General features: G+C 49.0%; 18 protein-coding genes. 7 read left to right on the top strand and 11 right to left on the bottom strand.

Translation table 11 applies throughout. The features are described 5' to 3' along the window. Complete coding sequence (holA, locus tag JNJ77_16830) at positions 1-984, top strand: DNA polymerase III subunit delta (protein MBL8824253.1); 984 nt, start codon at positions 1-3, stop codon at positions 982-984. Positions 985-989: 5 nt separating this feature from the next. Here the strand turns inward: holA and JNJ77_16825 are convergent, their stop codons facing one another. The 3 genes from JNJ77_16825 to JNJ77_16815 form a co-directional block, all read right to left on the bottom strand. Further along, a complete protein-coding gene (locus JNJ77_16825) occupies positions 990-1358 on the bottom strand; it encodes a sulfurtransferase (GenBank protein ID MBL8824252.1) in 369 nt (122 codons plus the stop codon). Between the two features lie 9 nt (positions 1359-1367). After that, a complete protein-coding gene (locus JNJ77_16820; protein ID MBL8824251.1) occupies positions 1368-2273 on the bottom strand; it encodes a protein kinase in 906 nt (301 codons plus the stop codon). 105 nt (positions 2274-2378) lie between these two features. Further along, entirely contained in the window at positions 2379-3143 is a 765-nt protein-coding gene (locus tag JNJ77_16815; protein ID MBL8824250.1) for a serine/threonine-protein phosphatase, read from the bottom strand. A 271-nt stretch (positions 3144-3414) separates the two neighbouring features. Between JNJ77_16815 and JNJ77_16810 the strand changes: the two genes are divergently transcribed. Together JNJ77_16810 and JNJ77_16805 are read left to right on the top strand one after the other, a co-directional pair. After that, entirely contained in the window at positions 3415-3804 is a 390-nt protein-coding gene (locus tag JNJ77_16810; GenBank protein MBL8824249.1) for a bifunctional nuclease family protein, read from the top strand. Positions 3805-3943: 139 nt separating this feature from the next. After that, complete coding sequence (locus JNJ77_16805; protein ID MBL8824248.1) at positions 3944-4711, top strand: tetratricopeptide repeat protein; 768 nt, start codon at positions 3944-3946, stop codon at positions 4709-4711. Between the two features lie 48 nt (positions 4712-4759). Here JNJ77_16805 and JNJ77_16800 read toward each other — a convergent pair whose 3' ends face one another. The 6 genes from JNJ77_16800 to JNJ77_16775 all read right to left on the bottom strand — a co-directional run bounded on the left by JNJ77_16800 (position 4760) and on the right by JNJ77_16775 (position 10806). Then, on the bottom strand, positions 4760-6223 hold the full coding sequence (locus JNJ77_16800) for an HlyD family efflux transporter periplasmic adaptor subunit (protein MBL8824247.1): 1464 nt from the start codon (positions 6221-6223) through the stop codon (positions 4760-4762). 76 nt (positions 6224-6299) lie between these two features. Next, positions 6300-6941: a DUF4287 domain-containing protein gene (locus tag JNJ77_16795; protein ID MBL8824246.1), complete on the bottom strand. Its 642-nt coding sequence runs from the start codon at positions 6939-6941 to the stop codon at positions 6300-6302. Continuing rightward, positions 6916-7812, bottom strand: coding sequence for a dihydrodipicolinate synthase family protein (locus JNJ77_16790; protein MBL8824245.1), 897 nt, complete (start codon positions 7810-7812; stop codon positions 6916-6918). Before JNJ77_16790 ends, JNJ77_16795 begins: the two co-directional genes overlap by 26 nt. A 13-nt stretch (positions 7813-7825) precedes the next feature. Continuing rightward, on the bottom strand, positions 7826-8455 hold the full coding sequence (gene upp / locus JNJ77_16785; protein ID MBL8824244.1) for a uracil phosphoribosyltransferase: 630 nt from the start codon (positions 8453-8455) through the stop codon (positions 7826-7828). A gap of 52 nt (positions 8456-8507) precedes the next feature. Further along, complete coding sequence (locus tag JNJ77_16780) at positions 8508-8732, bottom strand: hypothetical protein (protein MBL8824243.1); 225 nt, start codon at positions 8730-8732, stop codon at positions 8508-8510. A 106-nt stretch (positions 8733-8838) separates the two neighbouring features. After that, positions 8839-10806 carry a YjhG/YagF family D-xylonate dehydratase gene (locus JNJ77_16775; protein ID MBL8824242.1) on the bottom strand — a complete coding sequence of 656 codons (1968 nt, stop codon included), beginning with the start codon at positions 10804-10806 and terminating at the stop codon, positions 8839-8841. Between the two features lie 128 nt (positions 10807-10934). On the opposite strand from JNJ77_16775, the gene JNJ77_16770 reads away from it, so the two are divergent. From JNJ77_16770 to tilS, 4 genes are all read left to right on the top strand, one after another. Beyond that, entirely contained in the window at positions 10935-11354 is a 420-nt protein-coding gene (locus tag JNJ77_16770; protein MBL8824241.1) for a hypothetical protein, read from the top strand. 18 nt (positions 11355-11372) lie between these two features. Further along, the gene (locus tag JNJ77_16765; protein MBL8824240.1) at positions 11373-11972 is read left to right on the top strand and encodes a phospholipase D family protein; all 600 of its coding nucleotides are present in this window, start codon (positions 11373-11375) and stop codon (positions 11970-11972) included. A 375-nt stretch (positions 11973-12347) separates the two neighbouring features. Then, a complete protein-coding gene (locus JNJ77_16760) occupies positions 12348-13913 on the top strand; it encodes a methionine--tRNA ligase (GenBank protein MBL8824239.1) in 1566 nt (521 codons plus the stop codon). 184 nt (positions 13914-14097) lie between these two features. Continuing rightward, entirely contained in the window at positions 14098-15045 is a 948-nt protein-coding gene (gene tilS, locus JNJ77_16755) for a tRNA lysidine(34) synthetase TilS (protein MBL8824238.1), read from the top strand. Here tilS and JNJ77_16750 read toward each other — a convergent pair. Together JNJ77_16750 and JNJ77_16745 are read right to left on the bottom strand one after the other, a co-directional pair. Then, positions 15035-15742 carry an SdpI family protein gene (locus JNJ77_16750; protein MBL8824237.1) on the bottom strand — a complete coding sequence of 236 codons (708 nt, stop codon included), beginning with the start codon at positions 15740-15742 and terminating at the stop codon, positions 15035-15037. The genes tilS and JNJ77_16750 overlap by 11 nt on opposite strands. Beyond that, positions 15739-16047, bottom strand: a complete 309-nt coding sequence (locus JNJ77_16745) for a winged helix-turn-helix transcriptional regulator (GenBank protein MBL8824236.1) — start codon at positions 16045-16047, stop codon at positions 15739-15741. Before JNJ77_16745 ends, JNJ77_16750 begins: the two co-directional genes overlap by 4 nt. Between the last annotated feature and the right edge of the window lie 203 nt (positions 16048-16250).

Here is a 16250-nt window from a genome sequence, read left to right as displayed (position 1 = left end):
ATGGACGGCTGGTCGTTACTGGAAAAGAATGCCAAGTATGATGTGAAGCCTGTTATCGTAGTTGCAGGCAAGGAATACTATCTCAAGACACTGGTCTGCGAAAAGCTCGAATCGCTTGTTCTACCCGAATCAGCCGAAATGGCCCGTTCGATTTACGATGGAGAATCAGTCGACTGGGCGACGGTAAAAGATGATCTGTTGACTCCGCCGTTCGGTCACCCTACCCGCTTGGTCCTGCTTCGCAATGCAGACGACTTTGTCAGCAAGTACCGGGAAAAACTGGAGAAGTACCTGGAGAAGCCCAGTGCTTGTGGAGTTCTGGTGCTTGAGGTCTCTACCTGGAAAAGCAATACACGGTTAGCCAAGCAGTTGCCCGAAGCACAGACCATTACCTGCGAACACAAGAAGCCTCATCTCCTGACCAGCTTTCTCACCAAGTGGTGTACTCAACAGTATGGCAAGAAAATGCAGCCGGAAGCCGTTCAGCTTCTGGTAGAGCTGATTGAGCCTGAACTGGGGCTGCTCAATCAGGAACTGGCCAAGCTGGCAACTTTTGTTGGCAACCAGGATGCAATTACTGTCAAGGATGTCGAGAACCTGGTGGCACGCAATAGAAACAGCACCGTCTGGGTGATGCTCGATGCCCTGGCTGCCAATCAGCGCCAGTCTGCGTTTCAAACCCTGGCAAGACTGATCGATCAGGGTGAAGAACCCTTAGGTCTCCTGGCAGGTATGGCATGGCAGCTCAGAAAGATGGCACAGGCTCATCGTTTGCTGCAGGATGGAATGAGCCTGCAGGGTGCTGTGGCCCAGGCAGGGTTACCACCCTTTAAAGCTCAATCGGTGCAGCAGCACTTGAAGCAACTAGGCTCCAAAGCAGATCGACTCTTTGACTGGCTGATGGAAGCAGAAATCACGTTAAAGAGCAGTGGAATGCTCTCCCCTGCTGCAACACTGGAACGGCTACTGGTACGATTATCATAATAGTATCAATGAACGATTTGTTCGTTGTTTTCTTTCCAGGCCCTGAAGCCTCCATCCATGGAAAGCACGTTGGTATAGCCCATTTTCTGCAAGGCATCAGCGGCCAGGGCGGAACGGAATCCACCACCACAGTACAAAACAATTTCCTGATTTTTCTCAGGTACCTTGGTTTCTATATCTCGCTCAATGATCCCTTTACCCAGGTGCATGGCATTCGGCAGATGCCCGGCTTGCCATTCACTTTCTTCACGCACATCAATCAGAATAAACGGCTTGGCACTCGCCAGTTTTGCTTTCAATTCATGAAGTGATATTTCCCTGATGCGGGTTTTGGCATCATTCACCAGTTGCAGAAATCCGGGAGAGTGCTTCATGGATGAAACTCAGCGACGGTATGAGCCATGCGATGAACTGCGTTTGACATAAGGCAGGCCGCGGGAACTGGGCACAACCACCTTGACTAATGCGTCAACAAAATCCTGGCAGGAATTGAATCGATTGAGCCATTGTGGGGAAAGCGCCTGAGCCACTACGGGTCGTTCACTTTCAGGCAACATCGAAAGATCGGGCGAAACATTCGGGAAAGATCCATCCGTTGACATCGGATAAGGATACTGCCCAGTTCGTAATTCAACGTAGGTCACTGCAAGCGAAAACTGATCCGTTCTGGTATTGGCCTTGCCTTCATATAACTCTGGCGGCGCATACAGAGGAGTACCAAAGGCTTTCCCCTTGGCATTCCAGAGTTGGGGGCCTGACAAACCGAAATCGGCAATTTTCAGTTTATTGGAGAGTAAAAGCAGGTTACTGGGCTTGATATCACAGTGCTGCATACCATGCTGAGCCATCATGGAGTTTTGCGTCAATTTCTGCTGGGCAATGAAATCCAGCCCGCTAGCTGCTTGCGACATCAAGTTGATCAACACGCTGGAAGGCACGTGTGATTTGTGATCCATGCGGTAAATGTAATGCAGATCATTCAAACTGCCTTCCGCCAGTTCCATCGTGAGGATAATGATGTTCTTACTGGCAGTCACGCTGTAATACTGCAGGAGATTATCGTGCTGCAGATCACGCAGTTGGATCAGGAGTTTGATTTCATTGACTACCAGGCTGGCGGGCTGATGTTTACAATCGAGAAACTTGAGTGCCAGTCGTGAGTCATCCTGAATGTTTTGGGCATCCCAGACTTCGCCAAATCCGCCACGGCCAATGCGTTTGATCAATCGGCATCCTGGAATAGGCTCCATGCCTGCCTTAAGATCAAATTGTGGTGGGGGTGAACTCAAAGTATTAGCCTGAGAATAAATCCATACTACATCATACACCAGAACAGACGTAGATGCTGGTGAAGATATTCAATTGTAATGGCTATGATATGTCAATGAGATCCACTAACCGTCCGTGACATCCAGCACGATACAGGAGACATTATCGCGAGAGCCTAAATCCAAGGCTAACTGACACAGCGCTTCAGAGCAACTCTGGGTTTCTTTGTGCTCCTGCATGGCCTGGGCTACACGTTCGTCTGGAACTACGCCACAAAGTCCATCTGTACATAATAGAATTCTGTCACCGGGACGAACAAATAATGTTTTAACTTCAGGGCCTTCGCCTACTTCTTTACTACCGAGGTATTTCCACAAAACATTCTTGAAGCGATGTTCTTTTGCCTCTTCAGGTGTAATGGTACCAGCTTCGACCAATGCCTGCGCGAGAGAATGATCAATAGTTAACTGATCGATTTTACCGTCACGAAGCAGATAAGCCCTGCTGTCACCCACACCGGTGACAAACAGACAATCATCACGAAAGGCAGGAACCCAGGCAACTCCAACCACGGTGGTTCCCATATTTCGATAATCGCGATCCAGTTGGCCTAACGAAATAATCTCTTCGTTGGCCTGGACAATGGATTTCCTGACAACTTTTCTGATATCATCTGAACTGGTTGAGTTTTCAACGTTCTGGCTGATTTCCCGTGGAATAATCTCTGTTGCCATCTGGCTGGCCTTTTCGCCCGCGGCCTGCCCACCCATGCCATCAGCGACAATAGCAACTGTTAAGCTCGGTAATTCCTTGACATCAACAGCATCTTCGTTGTTTTCACGGTAGTTTCCAAGAAGGCTGCATTTTCCAATTTTCAGACGAACAGACATCGAACCACCTCGGTACCCGGGTTGGGCGCAACAGGGTAACTCCCAGGACACTCCAATGAAGCGAGTCAACTGTGTCCCCTCGATAAGTGTATCTTGGGCTCTGGTGTACGCAAGCGGCTAGTCTGTTTTTTCTCGCTTCAGATCAGAACTTTCCTGATTCCTCGTGCATTTCAGTGGGATAACCGTTGTTAAAATGCTTGAATCCTCTACGTTTTCCTGTGAATATGCAGCATGAAGCCTGAAACCGGAAGGATTTAACGTGCCAGTTCCCATGGAATTACGCCGCATTGTCACGGATGATGTTCGCGAACAATATGTGATCTACCTCAAAGAAGTTGAGGGAGATAGGATTTTCCCGATTGTTATTGGACTCTTTGAAGTCGTCAGCATCGAACGGCGAGTCAAAGGAGTTCCTACACCCAGGCCGTTGACACATGATCTTATCTGCGAAGCAATTGAAAAATTAGACGGCACCATACAGGATGTCATGATCAGCAGTCTGCGGGAAGGAACCTACTATGCCAAAATCCGAGTTGTTCAACACGGCAAACTGATTGAAATTGATAGCAGGCCTAGTGATGCCATTGCCATAGCGGTAACTGCGGAAGTACCAATCTATGTAAATGAAGCAGTCCTCAAAGAATCAACCGAAAGAGATTAGCCATACATTGTCAATCTAGGCGATCTGGGTAGCTGCCGGGAAATTTAAGTAGTAAAAGTGTCTTGAAAGTGACGAATTAAAACATTATAAGTTGCATGACTGTACAGGATATCGTGATTCGAGCAGGGAGGCTCGGAGTATGAACGGCGAAGTACGTTTTGCTGATGGCATCTGGAATCGCAGTTGCACACTCCTTGAAGCCGGCCAGGTAGACAAAGCCATTATTTACCTCAAGCGATTGCTGCAGTTGGACCTTCCAGTTTCTCTGCGTGTTGATGCTTCACTTCTATTGGCAGATGCGTTGCGTATGAAAGGGGAGTATCTGTCAGCAAGGCAGCATGTCAAAGCAGCGTTAGCCAGCGATCCCGATGATGCAGCATTGCATCATATGCTGGGACACCTGCATGATGAAGACGAATCGGGAAATCGCCAGCGGGCTTTGAAGCATCTGCGACAAGCTGTTAAACTCGCTCCAGATTCGAGTGAATGTCATCGTGCACTAGGCGATTTTCTCTTCCAGAACCGAAATTCCAAGCGTGGGCTGGAGCATCTGAAAACAGCTGTGGAGCTCGATCCGGATAATCTAGATCATCTGCGCAACCTCATTCAAGCTCTGGTGGAGGAAGGCAAGGAAGCCGAAGCACGTAAGAAGCTGCAGGAAATTCAGTTTCGAATGGGCAAAGCACATCCCACCGTTCAATCATTGTGGAACGAACTTGCTTATGCTGTGACGTTGAGAAGCCAGAATCATTCGAAGCGGATTTCAACGGTGCCTCTGCTGAAAGCAGTACCTGCCGTGGATAATGACTCCTCCGACGAATCCGATGCATGTATCCTTCGATTTGATTCAGCACACAGCAGCCGATATTCAAGCAAACGCAAACAACCCAGGCCGCGCAAAAAATAACGGGAGGACAATTCTCCTCCCGCAAGCATCAATAGTTTCCTGCCAGCCTTACTTAGCAGGTTTTTCCTTCAACACAGAATCACCTGCTGCCAGTCCGTCGAGAATTTCGACTTTGTCAGCGGAACGTCTGCCGATTTTCACTGTCTTTTTCGCTGGCTTTTCCGTGCCAGTTGCTGGCAGATAGACAACAAAGGATTCATTTTCTTCATCAAAGGAAATGGCAGACGCGGGAAGTGTCAGAGCCTTTTCCTTCAAATATCCCTTTACTTTGACATTGCAGGTCATGCCGGGTGAAAGTCCGTCTGTTGCTTCGTTCAACTTGCATCGCATTTCGAAGGAAGTACCTAACGGCATGGCTGTGATACTCGAAACGGAGCCCTTGATCCTGTTATCAGGAGCCACGGTGGGGATGATTCTGACATCATCGCCAGTACTGATGAAGGGACGGTCTTTTTCATCGATGGTGGATCGGACAGCCAGTTTGTTTGATTTGATGATGGTCATGTAGACATCATCGTTTTGAAGTGTGCCTTTGGGTTGCAGTTTGGATTCCACGGAACTTGAATTCCATTGGCCCTTGGTTGCCTTGCCGTAATAGACAATGCCATCGCAGGGAGCGACCATGTTGGTCATTTTGTCATAATCTGCCTTCATGTTCTGGAAACGTTCCAGCGCTTTGGCCCGTTCCAGTTTAGTCTTCTCAAAAGCCAATTGTTTCTGCCTGACTTGAGCTGGCATAGTGATCTGAGACTTCTCATAATTCAGTTTCGTACGTTCATTCGCCTCTTTCATGCTCTGCTCCCTACGTGGCAATTCATATTTGAGCTGATCGTTTGCTCGTTTTTCACTGTTAAGCAGATTATTCTTGGCATTTTCCACAGTATCACGCTGACGACGGAGAATAATCTCTTCGGTTTCTTCCTTGATGTCATCAGCCTTGTACATCTTTTCAAGTTGCTTGAGTTCTTCCGAGGCATAATCGAAGAAGTTCTTCGCACTGCGTGATGTAAATTCAGCATTGCGCTTAAGCAGAGGAAGATCGCCTTCAACAAACCGCTTGTAATCTTCCTGAGCATATTCAAAAGCCTGCTTGGCTGCTGCTTCATCCAGAGGCAACAACTTCTGAGAGGTCTTGAAATCCTCTTCAGCCTGCTTGAAGGCAAGGTCAGATAATTCACGCTCAATATCCAGATCTTTCAAAGCTTTGTTGAACTTTTCCATATCCAGCTTCACCAGTACATCGCCCTTCTTGACCGTTGTGCCGTGTGGCACCGCACTCAAGACTGTCATTCCGGTCCAGGCTTCAAGCTTGATGGACAACTCTTCAAAATCTTCAGCTTCGAAAACCCCTTTGGTGTTGATATCGACGCTGAATTTCCCCTGTTCGACTTTGACCGTTTCTGGCGGTTTGCTGATCGAGGTTGTCGACTCTTTTTTATCTTGAGCTTGACCGGCAATCACGAGTGTGCAAATCGCAAGGATACCGATAATCCAAAGCACTGGCTTGTTCATCTTAACGTGCCTCTTTCATTGATGTTGGCGAGTGGATGTATTCTAGAAGGGTTTGAATTGTTTGGATACTGTGGACTTACTCATCCATGTCATATGCCTTGCGGAACCATTTCATCAGTTCATCATCAAAATCTTCAGGCTTGGTGATGGCGATGTTATGAGTGATTCTATCCTTTTTTGCTGTACCGCCAGTATCCGTCAATCGCTTTGAAAATGGAATGCCTCGCAAACACATTCCCAAATCGAGTCTGGTTTTGGTTGATGGAGTTAATTTTGCAAACACGTTGTTGCGGTAGAAGGGAATCATGGTCTTGCAGGGGCAGACTTTAACATCCTTGCCCAACGACAACCCCAATGAGAGAGCCTTTTCGTAAAGAGGTCTGATCAGCGGTTTACTGGCAAACATGGCTTCCACCCAGTTCACTGCACTGCGCAAATAAGCTGCAGGATCAAGGTCTTCATCACCTTTGCCAAGGGATCGCGCTGCCAGCCATCCTGCGTAGTTGGTTCCCAAACCGCATATCTTTTTCAGATATTCTGCTCGTTCCTTTTCGGTTTTCAGCTTTTGTTTTTCAATGGTTTTCATCCATTCATCGAGTGACTTGCCGGTTTTAGCAGGCAGGTCTTTCACCCATTGAATGGTCATAGCCACACCAGGATGCACACCGTATGGTGATTTCTTTGGCATCTGATCACTTGGGCCTGTGCTTGATGGCATGGTCAATAATCTTATCAGCGGCAGCCAGTTCAGCGCCTACTAGTTTCAGCCGTGGCGGTCTGACGGTTGAAGAACCCATATCCACTTTTTCCTGTGTCAACTTGATAAGCTGAACAAACTTCACTACCACATCGAGCCGGAGCAGCGGCAGGAACCACTCATAGAGCGCTCTGGTGTCTTTACCAGCCAGGGCTAACTCAAAAATCTGAACCGATTCTTTGGGAAATGCATTAACCAGCCCTGCAATCCAGCCCGTTGCCCCGGCCTGAACTCCTTCGACAATCAGATCATCAACACCCATAAAGTATGCCAGGCGGTCGCCAAGCAGGGCGCGTAAAGCCGTCACTCGGCGAACATCAGCGCTTGATTCCTTAATCGCATGCAGATTGGAATGCTCCTGGCAGAGTTCCGCTACCTGTTCTGGCAGGAAATCGGTCTTGTAAGCGATTGGGTTGTTGTAAAGCATGCAAGACAGATTCGTTGCTTTGAAAATCGCAGCAACATGGGCTTTCATTTCACGCCAATCGGAGCAGTAAACGTAGGGTGGCAAAACCATCAAACCCTGACAACCGGCATCCTGGGCCTCTTTGGCCAAACGCACAGCATCGGCTGTACTCAGCGCAGATATGCCAGCAACCAGAGGGATGTCATTGCCCAGGGCAGCCTTGCATGTCTTCAGGATTTCCAGTTTCTCTTCTTTTTCTAGCGTGGCTCCTTCACCTAATGAACCCAAAGCCACTATGCCTTGGCAGCCATTAGAGATCAGCCATTTCACATGCCTTGCCAGAAATGAGTGATCCACCTTCAGATCAGTATGAAACGGTGTGGTTATGGCGGGGAACACACCGTGCCAATGGAGTTTTTCTGACATGCTTTATCCTTGATTACGCTGTTGCAAATTGCCGGTCACCCGCATCACCAAGTCCGGGCACAATATAACCCTGATAGTTCAGGTGAGAATCCAGTGCTCCCAGATACAGTGGAACATCTGGGTGAGCCGCCTGCATTCGTTTTACACCTTCGGGGGCTGCTATCAAACCAATATACCAGAGTTCTCTGGCGCCCCAGCGTTTAAGAATACTCAAGCTGGTAATCGATGAGCCACCGGTTGCCAGCATGGGATCAAGAACAATTGCAAGATCGATACGAGGTGTGGCTGGCAGTTTGTTATAGTACGTCACCGGTTCCAGTGTTTCTTCATTCCGATACAGACCCAGATGCCAGACTTGGGCCTCAGGAATGTATTCCAGAATACTATCTACCATCCCGAGACCAGCTCGCAATATGGGAATCAGTCCGATGCGCTGTTTCAATCGCAATCCGCTGGTTTCACTCAATGGAGTTGAAACGTTCATGGGTTCTACCTGCAACTTTTCTGCTGCTTCGAAGAACAATAACTGCGATAGCTGCCGGACCAGTTCACGAAATCGGGCTGGCTGAGTCGATTTGTGACGAAGTTCTGCAATGCGGCTAGCGATCAGTGGATGAGACGAAACGTGGACTGGTTCCGACATGAATGATGCCCCGATTTACCTGCAGGCATCTTAGCTACTTTTGGCAGAGCTACTATCGATAAATCCACCAATCGTGAAAAGTCTTGAAGGTGTAATAACCAACACCGCCAAGAACTACCAAGGCAGCCAATACTATTACATAAGGTAACATGGGGCGACGTTTGACAGTCAGGGTGAATTCATAATTGCATTTCTTGCAACAGATACCATGGCCTATCTGTACATAGACAAATTCAACTTCTTTTCCGCAGTTGGGACACTTCTGACGAAGGAACATGACGACTCTCAAAAGAACACTTACAGATAAACCGCAATGCAGAAGATTGATGATTCTCCCCTGCATCCCATATTCTTTAACTATAGACCACAATTCTCATTCGCATCTAGGAATTACACGATTTTAATTGTCGCATTATTCGGTCAACATCATAAACACACCCTCCCCATACACCACCACTGGCCTGGATCAATGCTGCCCACAGTTTAGTGTCTTCAGGCAAGGAAGAATCAGGCCTCAAGTCAGTTCTGAATGCTCGTGATTCGAGTACTCTATTACCCCATGTCGCATCATGCTTTTCGTTGCCATGTCCAATGAGATTGACACTTCCTGCTAGCTCACGCTGATCGATGATTATCTCGATTAGATCCCTTTCGATTAGTTTCCCGATAGGTCCGCCTGCCAAGGCTTCTGGGGAAACGTGCCCGATGCAGGCACCAGTTGATACGCCTGAAAAGCGGGCATCGGTCAGAACTGCCACCTGTTTACCCCAAGGCAAATGCTTTAGCGCTGCAGTTATCTGATACGTTTCTTCCATGCCCGCACCCATGGGGCCTCGGCAGATCAGCACGATGACATCACCCGGCTTGATGGCGGATTCATCCTTGGCCTTGAGCGCCTGCATCGCTGCTGTCTCGGTCGTAAAAACTCTGGCACGAAAAGTATGTCGAAATATACCGTTTTCATCAATCATGGAACGATCGATGGCCGTGCTTTTGATGACACTGCCTTGCGGAACAAGGTTGCCCGTTGGAAAAACCACTGTACTGGTCAGACCATTTGATCCCGCTCTTTGAGGCGACATGATGACATCAGCTGGGTCGACTCCATCACATTGGAACAATCTATCCTGTAGTCTCTTGCGGCGTTCACTGATTCTCCAGGCATCCAGTATTCTACCGACCGGTTCACCAGTAACAGTTAAAGCTCCTTCATCAATCTGATGGAGTTCCCGTAAATGGAGCATGATTTCCGGCACGCCACCTGCCAGGAATACGCGAATGGTGGGATGACCAACAGGGCCGTTGGGTAATGCATCTACCAGGCGTGGTATTTTTCTGTTGAATTCCATCCACTGCTGGAGCGATGGGCGTTCGAGTTTGGCCTGGTGCAGTATGGCGGGAATGTGAAAGAGCATATTGGTAGAACCACCAGCTGCTGCGAACACAGCCATCGCATTTCTTGCTGATCCATCAGAAAATATGTTCTTCGTTGTGATCTTTTTCTTCCGCATTTGCATCAGTGCTCGAGCAGAGCGAGTTGCGAGGTCCTTCCAGATTGGTTGCCCGGATGGCGCCAACGCAGCGTGGGGCAAGGTTAATCCCAGTGCTTCACCAATAAGTTGTGCACTGGCTGCGGTGCCCAGAAACTGGCACCCTCCCCCGGGCGATCCACAGGCACGACATCCCAGTTCTGCCGCCTCTTCCAATGTAACCAAGCCATGTATGTACCGAATGCCAATGGTTTGCACCTTACCTGCATCTTCACCGTCTTCAGCGGGCAAGGTTACTCCACCGGGAACAAGAATTGCTGGCAAGTCATGACAACTGGCCAGTGCCATCATGGTTGCAGGTAAGCCCTTATCGCAGGTGGCAATCCCCATGACACCTTTGCAAGTAGGCAGGGAACGGATCAACCGACGCATGACCATGGCTGCATCGTTACGGTAAGGCAAACTATCGAACATACCTGTAGTACCCTGTGTCCTGCCATCACAGGGATCAGTGACATAAGCTGCAAAGGGAGTTGCTCCCAGTTTCTTGAGTTCGCGTGCTGCTTCGGCTACCAGAAGATTCACTTCCCAGTGGCCGGTGTGGTAGCCCAAGGCTAATGCTGTACCATCTGCATTCCGCAGTCCGCCATGAGTACTGAGTAGCAGGAAATCGTTTCCCTGTAGTGTTATGGGATCCCAACCCATTCCAGCATTTTGCGTCCAGCCAAATAGATCACCGCTGGGCGAATGCTTGAGCATCTCATCCGTCAGAGGCAATTTACCTGTTGGGCCAGGAGCTTTAGTGGTCACTTCATAGCACTGTGCATCATCTGCTTCCAGCAACGCTGTATCAAAGTTCATCTGATTCACCTGTTTCCACAACATGTCCAGTGTAACAGGAACTCTCAGTTCATCCATTGACAAAAACGTACGCTGAGGTTATCTCCCGCCTACCGCGCATACTAGGCAACATTTGCTGGGGGAAATGCATGCACCAGATGGCTTATCTTCTGATGTGTGGCACTTTGCTTTCAGGCTGCAGTAGTCTGAACACGATTCAGGAATCGGAATATCAGCAAATGCGGGCTGATGGTGTCCTCGTTGAAGAGAAGAACCCGACTTTAGCAGCCTGCCTAGGTGTTCTTCCGGGTTGTGGTTCCTTCTACACAGGCAATTATGTGCTGGGAGCAGTTGATCTCTTCACCTGGCCTGTTTCCATTCTGTGGGATCCAATTGCCGGGTACAACGAAGCACGGGTTATCAACTATCGTGCCAGTCTGGCCTGCCAGCAGCGTATCAAGAAGCGTGAACTGAATGAACTGGAGATCGCCCGCGATGAAGGTCGGGTAACTCAAGTTGAATACAACCAGTCGAAACGTGCCATCGAATCGAAGTATGGTTTCGAATAAGCGTGGAGTGGTAAAGTCATGACAACACTCATACTTCTGGTCTGCTCAGGCTTTGCAGCAGCGCTGGTGGCAGTCTACTGGGGACGAATGATTCTGCGCCGATTTATTCCGCCACCGGCAGTTCATGTTCACTTTTCCCCTAAGGGCGGATGCGGGCAGGCCATTGTCGATGCCATCAATGCATCCACGAAACAGATTCTGGTGATGGCTTATTCGTTTACTTATGATCCGATTGTCAAAGCCTTGATGGATGCACATGACCGGGGTGTGGATGTGGAAATATTGTTCGACCGCTCCAATGAAGCGGAACTGCGTTCTGATATGCCACGTTGCATGGAAAAAGGTCTGAAAGTGCTGGTCGATGGCGAACATGCCATTGCTCACAACAAGCTGATGATCATTGATCAGAAAGTGATTATTACAGGCAGCTTCAATTTCACACGGCAGGCTGAAGATGCCAATGCCGAAAATCTACTGATCATACGCCACGATAAGAAACTGGTGGAAAAATATCTGCAGTATTATGAAAACCACAAAGTGCACAGCCGGCAGCCTCAATTGAAGGAGGGGGCTGGTTCACAGGATCGAGGCAGAGACGGCCACAAAAAAGCGGCATAGTGTTCTTTGCCTTACATGTGTGAAGATTTGCTTGCTGAAAGCGATCTGATATGAAAAACATTTGGCCAGTGTTGATATTAATCGCAGTGAGTATGGGTGTAACTCTTTGGCTGATAGTCGGCTCCTTTGTATCTTACGTACCGATGTCCGCCACCGAGATGCAGAATATCTATATCGCTCAAATAATGTTTTATGGTGGTATGAGCTTAGCCTTGCAGCTTATCGCAATTGTTCTGCTTAGTGTCGGCATTTTCCGAAAAGCTGCAGAACAACGGAAATAGTACTTGGATTCATAACTTCACTTGCCATGAACTCCACTGTCTCAATAGCTGTCATCAATATCATGAAGACATCACATTCCCCTGAAAGACAGGTATGACCGCACCGAAATTTTTCCTTACCACTGCCATCGATTACCCCAACAGTCGGCCCCATATCGGCACCGCTTTTGAAAAGCTGGGCGCAGATGTGCAGGCACGTTTCCGCCGCATGGAGGGGAATGACGTTTTCTTTCTCATGGGGAACGACGAGAACACGCTGAAGGTTGCCAAGCGTGCCAGCGAACTCGGACAGGGTACGCAAGCCTATTGCGATGATATGGCTAACCAGTTCAAATCGATCTGGGATGCGCTCGATATCAGCTACGACATCTTCATTCAGACCAGCCACGAACGTCATAAGCAGTGTTGTCGCAAGTTCATTCAGAAGGTCTACGACAACGGCCACATTTACAAGGGTCAGTACGAGGGTTGGTATTGTGATGGCTGCGAGGAGTTCAAGAGCGACAAGCAGCACACCGAAAACAATGGGCTGTGCCCGAATCATAAAACCCCACTAACTCGGAGGTCGGAACCCTGTTACTTTTTCCGGTTGAGTGCGTTTCAAGATCGACTGCTCAAGCATTACGAAGAGAATCCAGATTTCGTACAACCTGACAGCCGTCGCAATGAAATCCTCAGTCTGATCAAGACTGAGGGCTTGCAGGACATCAACATAAGCCGGCGTGGCGAAGAGTGGGGCATCCGAATTCCCTTCGACGAAGAGTACACCATCTACGTCTGGTTTGATGCTCTGCTCACCTACATCACCGGCATCGGCTACGGGGATGACGAGGCAACGTTCAAGAAGTACTATCCCGCCGACGTGCACTTCATCGGGAAGGACATTACACGTTTTCATTGTGCCATCTGGCCTGCCATGCTGTGGGCGGCAGATTTGGAAGCTCCGAAGAAAGTGTTCGGCCACGGGTTTGTTTACATCAAGGGCGAGAAGATCAGCAAATCGCTGGGCAATGCCATTGAGCCGATGGACATTATCACCCAGTTCAGTTCGGATGCTTTCCGCTATTACTTCATGAGGGAGTGCCCGTTTCCGGGAGATGGTGACTTTTCCTGGGATCGGTTTGCCGAGGTGTTCAACAGCGAGTTGGCGAATAACCTGGGCAATCTGCTCAGCCGCTGCCTGACGCTGATTACGAAGAATTACGAAAGCGTTTTTAATGGCACAGCAGGTAAAGCGCCAGATGCAGTGGTTCCTGGATTGAATCTGCAATCGTTTGTAGAAGAAGTCCGCAGTCACGTTGAAGCCTGCCGTTACAACCAGGCTCTGCAAACGATTATCCTGAACTTCCTGACTCCTACTAACCAATACCTTGAAACCAACGCTCCCTGGAAACTGGTCAAGACCGACAAGGAAGCAGCGAAGAGTGTACTCTTCAATGCTGTGCAATCGCTGCGTGTAGCCAGTATTTTGCTCAAGCCGTTCATACCCCGTTCTACGGAAGTAATCTACAACAGTTTTAACTTTCCGAAGCCCTGGGCTGAGGTGAAGTACGCTGATGCAGCAGAACTGAAAGCCCAGCCTGATGATTTGCGTGTTACAGCGCAACTGGTCGATGGCAAAGTGAAGCCGTTGTTTCCGAGGATCGAGGCGAAGAAATAATTTAACCCCCGACTCTTCAAGCCGGGGGTGGATGTGCAAGAGAGTGACGTAAGTCACCGTGTGTTATGAATATTGTGCGAACGAGTCTCTTCTCCGCGTGAACCCGCCCCCGGCTTAAAGAGCCCGGGGGCTAACTATGCCGCCATCACTTCAACATGTTGTCACACTTCACTTGCAGCGCTTCATGCACAAGCACAAGGTCGCCGGCCCCATCCTCCTTGCTGTCTCAGGTGGGCCGGACAGTGTCTGCCTGCTGTACGCCATGATGCAGCTTGTCGATAAAAATACGCTCCACATTGCTCACTACAACCATCGCCTTCGTGGCGAGGCAAGCGATGCTGATGGACGCTATGTTGAGTCACTTTGCCAGCAACATGGCCTTCACTTTCACCTTGGCCACTCTGATCAATTGTCGCCCCAACAGAGTGGTATCGAAAACTGTGCCAGGAAACTGCGGTACGATTGGCTGACTGAAGTTGCTAGACAAAACGGTTGCAACTGGGTCATGACCGGCCACACCATGAACGATCAGTCTGAAACCGTTTTGCATCACCTGATCCGTGGAACCGGTTGGCGGGGGTTACGCGGCATTGCACCGAAACGAAGGCTTACCATAACTGACCATAGTATTTACGTTTTGAGGCCATTACTGACATGCACCAGGCAGGATGTACTCGATTATCTTGCAAGCCACAACATTACTGCCCGACATGATGCCAGCAACGATGACATAAAGTTCACAAGAAACAGAATTCGACACCAGATCATGCCACAGCTGATTGAAATGAATCCAGATGCAGTTAATCACTTGGCAGAATGGGCAGATCGAGCAAGAATGGTTTACCGACAGATTAAGACAGAAAGTCGCAGACTTTTTGAAACCATCATTGCATTTCAATCCAAAGAACGTCTTGCTCTCAAGTTGAAACTCCTGGAACGAAATTCCAATACCGTTATGCAGGAAGTTTTGCGAGGCCTATTTCAATCGCAGAATTGGCCGATTGACCAGATGAACCATCAGCGCTGGAAGGAAGTCATCGAAGTCTGCCGGGGAACTCGCACCGCAGTGGAACTACCCGGCAGAATCATGGTGACACGCAGAGACCTGGTCGTACAGTTTATCAAGCGGTAACTTCGTTCAACTTCCCGCTGCGTTCCAGTTTCTTGTAGAACACCAGCGAGTAAATCACCGGAACGAGAGCGGCTAGGGCAATCATTCCAATCCAGCAGCCGATCATGATGGGAGCCGGAACAACTCTCGAAATGAACAGTGAAGCGATTCCCAGGACTCCGACTCCAACAAACAGCCATGCTGCCAGGCGATGAGTCTTTTCCCACACCAGATGGTTGGCGATGGTCCATGGCGTTCGGATGCCGATCCAGAAGTTTCGCTGCACTTTGCCGAGCACATTACCAAGCAAGATGAAGAACAGGAATAACACCCCCATCAAACCACGATCTATGGGAAATTCCGGGAATATATAGCTCAACAGGACAACACCATGCAAGGCAGCACAAAAAGCCACCACCAGCAGGATGATGTAGCCGGCCAGGCTGGGGTTGGATTTCGCAGGCTCAAAGCCCTTCGGAGAAAGCCAGTAGATGACGGCATAGAGAATGCCTGTCAGAGCAACCATTCCCAATGGTATTCCAAACAGGTACCAGAACATATCGTTTCGTGAAACCCAGGCATCAGGCTGGAAATCGATACCCCAGTGGACTGGAACTTTTTCAGGCAGCCAAGCCTCTCGATTCTGTTGCACCAGCCAGGATGATCCGAGGCTCAAGGCAATCAGAGCCACGATGATGGCAACCTGCATTTTTTTCATGATCCCCTCTTTTCTTTCTTTCCGTTTGCCGCTGTCTTGCTGGCTGGTTTCATCAAATCCAGAAACAGGCTGACAACATCCTCCACAACTGTGGTATTCAGGGAATAAATGATCTGCTGCCCTTCCCGCCTGCTCTTGACCAGGCCAGCTTCCTTGAGCACCGTGAAATGATGCGACATGGTCGGCTTGGTCATATCGAACTGCTCTGCCAGTTCACCAGCGTTTAACTCACCTTCATGACGCAAACGTGCCAGGATGAGTCGCCGCGAGGGATCAGAGAGAGCCTTGAAGGCATCGTTGAGCACAGATCAAATATCCTTATTTAGATGTCTGTCTAATATTCTATTCGACAGGTGGCGTTTTGTATTTAGAGCATCTAACAAAAAGAACATTAGAGGAAATAGCCGCAGATGACGATGCACCCGAGTAGCATGAACGCTTCGTGGATGTCATCGCGTCGTTCATAGCGAACCCGTAAGCGTCGAAATTGATGTAGCCAACTGATGGA

Source organism: Planctomycetia bacterium, from assembly GCA_016795155.1.
Classification (GTDB): domain Bacteria; phylum Planctomycetota; class Planctomycetia; order Gemmatales; family HRBIN36; genus JAEUIE01.
The sequence above is the reverse complement of the archived record's forward strand: the minus strand, read 5'-3'. Positions and strand labels throughout refer to the sequence as shown.

What these genes read in the sequence shown, in the direction of transcription:
- upp (MBL8824244.1), bottom strand. Translation starts at nt 8,455, where the DNA reads ATGTCGGAACCAGTCCACGTTTCGTCTCATCCACTGATCGCTAGCCGC.
- JNJ77_16780 (MBL8824243.1), bottom strand. Translation starts at nt 8,732, where the DNA reads ATGTTCCTTCGTCAGAAGTGTCCCAACTGCGGAAAAGAAGTTGAATTT.
- JNJ77_16795 (MBL8824246.1), bottom strand. Translation starts at nt 6,941, where the DNA reads ATGCCATCAAGCACAGGCCCAAGTGATCAGATGCCAAAGAAATCACCA.
- JNJ77_16800 (MBL8824247.1), bottom strand. Translation starts at nt 6,223, where the DNA reads ATGAACAAGCCAGTGCTTTGGATTATCGGTATCCTTGCGATTTGCACA.
- tilS (MBL8824238.1), top strand. Translation starts at nt 14,098, where the DNA reads ATGCACAAGCACAAGGTCGCCGGCCCCATCCTCCTTGCTGTCTCAGGT.
- holA (MBL8824253.1), top strand. Translation starts at nt 1, where the DNA reads ATGGACGGCTGGTCGTTACTGGAAAAGAATGCCAAGTATGATGTGAAG.
- JNJ77_16750 (MBL8824237.1), bottom strand. Translation starts at nt 15,742, where the DNA reads ATGAAAAAAATGCAGGTTGCCATCATCGTGGCTCTGATTGCCTTGAGC.
- JNJ77_16790 (MBL8824245.1), bottom strand. Translation starts at nt 7,812, where the DNA reads ATGTCAGAAAAACTCCATTGGCACGGTGTGTTCCCCGCCATAACCACA.
- JNJ77_16765 (MBL8824240.1), top strand. Translation starts at nt 11,373, where the DNA reads ATGACAACACTCATACTTCTGGTCTGCTCAGGCTTTGCAGCAGCGCTG.
- JNJ77_16805 (MBL8824248.1), top strand. Translation starts at nt 3,944, where the DNA reads ATGAACGGCGAAGTACGTTTTGCTGATGGCATCTGGAATCGCAGTTGC.
- JNJ77_16810 (MBL8824249.1), top strand. Translation starts at nt 3,415, where the DNA reads ATGGAATTACGCCGCATTGTCACGGATGATGTTCGCGAACAATATGTG.
- JNJ77_16760 (MBL8824239.1), top strand. Translation starts at nt 12,348, where the DNA reads ATGACCGCACCGAAATTTTTCCTTACCACTGCCATCGATTACCCCAAC.
- JNJ77_16770 (MBL8824241.1), top strand. Translation starts at nt 10,935, where the DNA reads ATGCACCAGATGGCTTATCTTCTGATGTGTGGCACTTTGCTTTCAGGC.
- JNJ77_16825 (MBL8824252.1), bottom strand. Translation starts at nt 1,358, where the DNA reads ATGAAGCACTCTCCCGGATTTCTGCAACTGGTGAATGATGCCAAAACC.
- JNJ77_16815 (MBL8824250.1), bottom strand. Translation starts at nt 3,143, where the DNA reads ATGTCTGTTCGTCTGAAAATTGGAAAATGCAGCCTTCTTGGAAACTAC.
- JNJ77_16775 (MBL8824242.1), bottom strand. Translation starts at nt 10,806, where the DNA reads ATGAACTTTGATACAGCGTTGCTGGAAGCAGATGATGCACAGTGCTAT.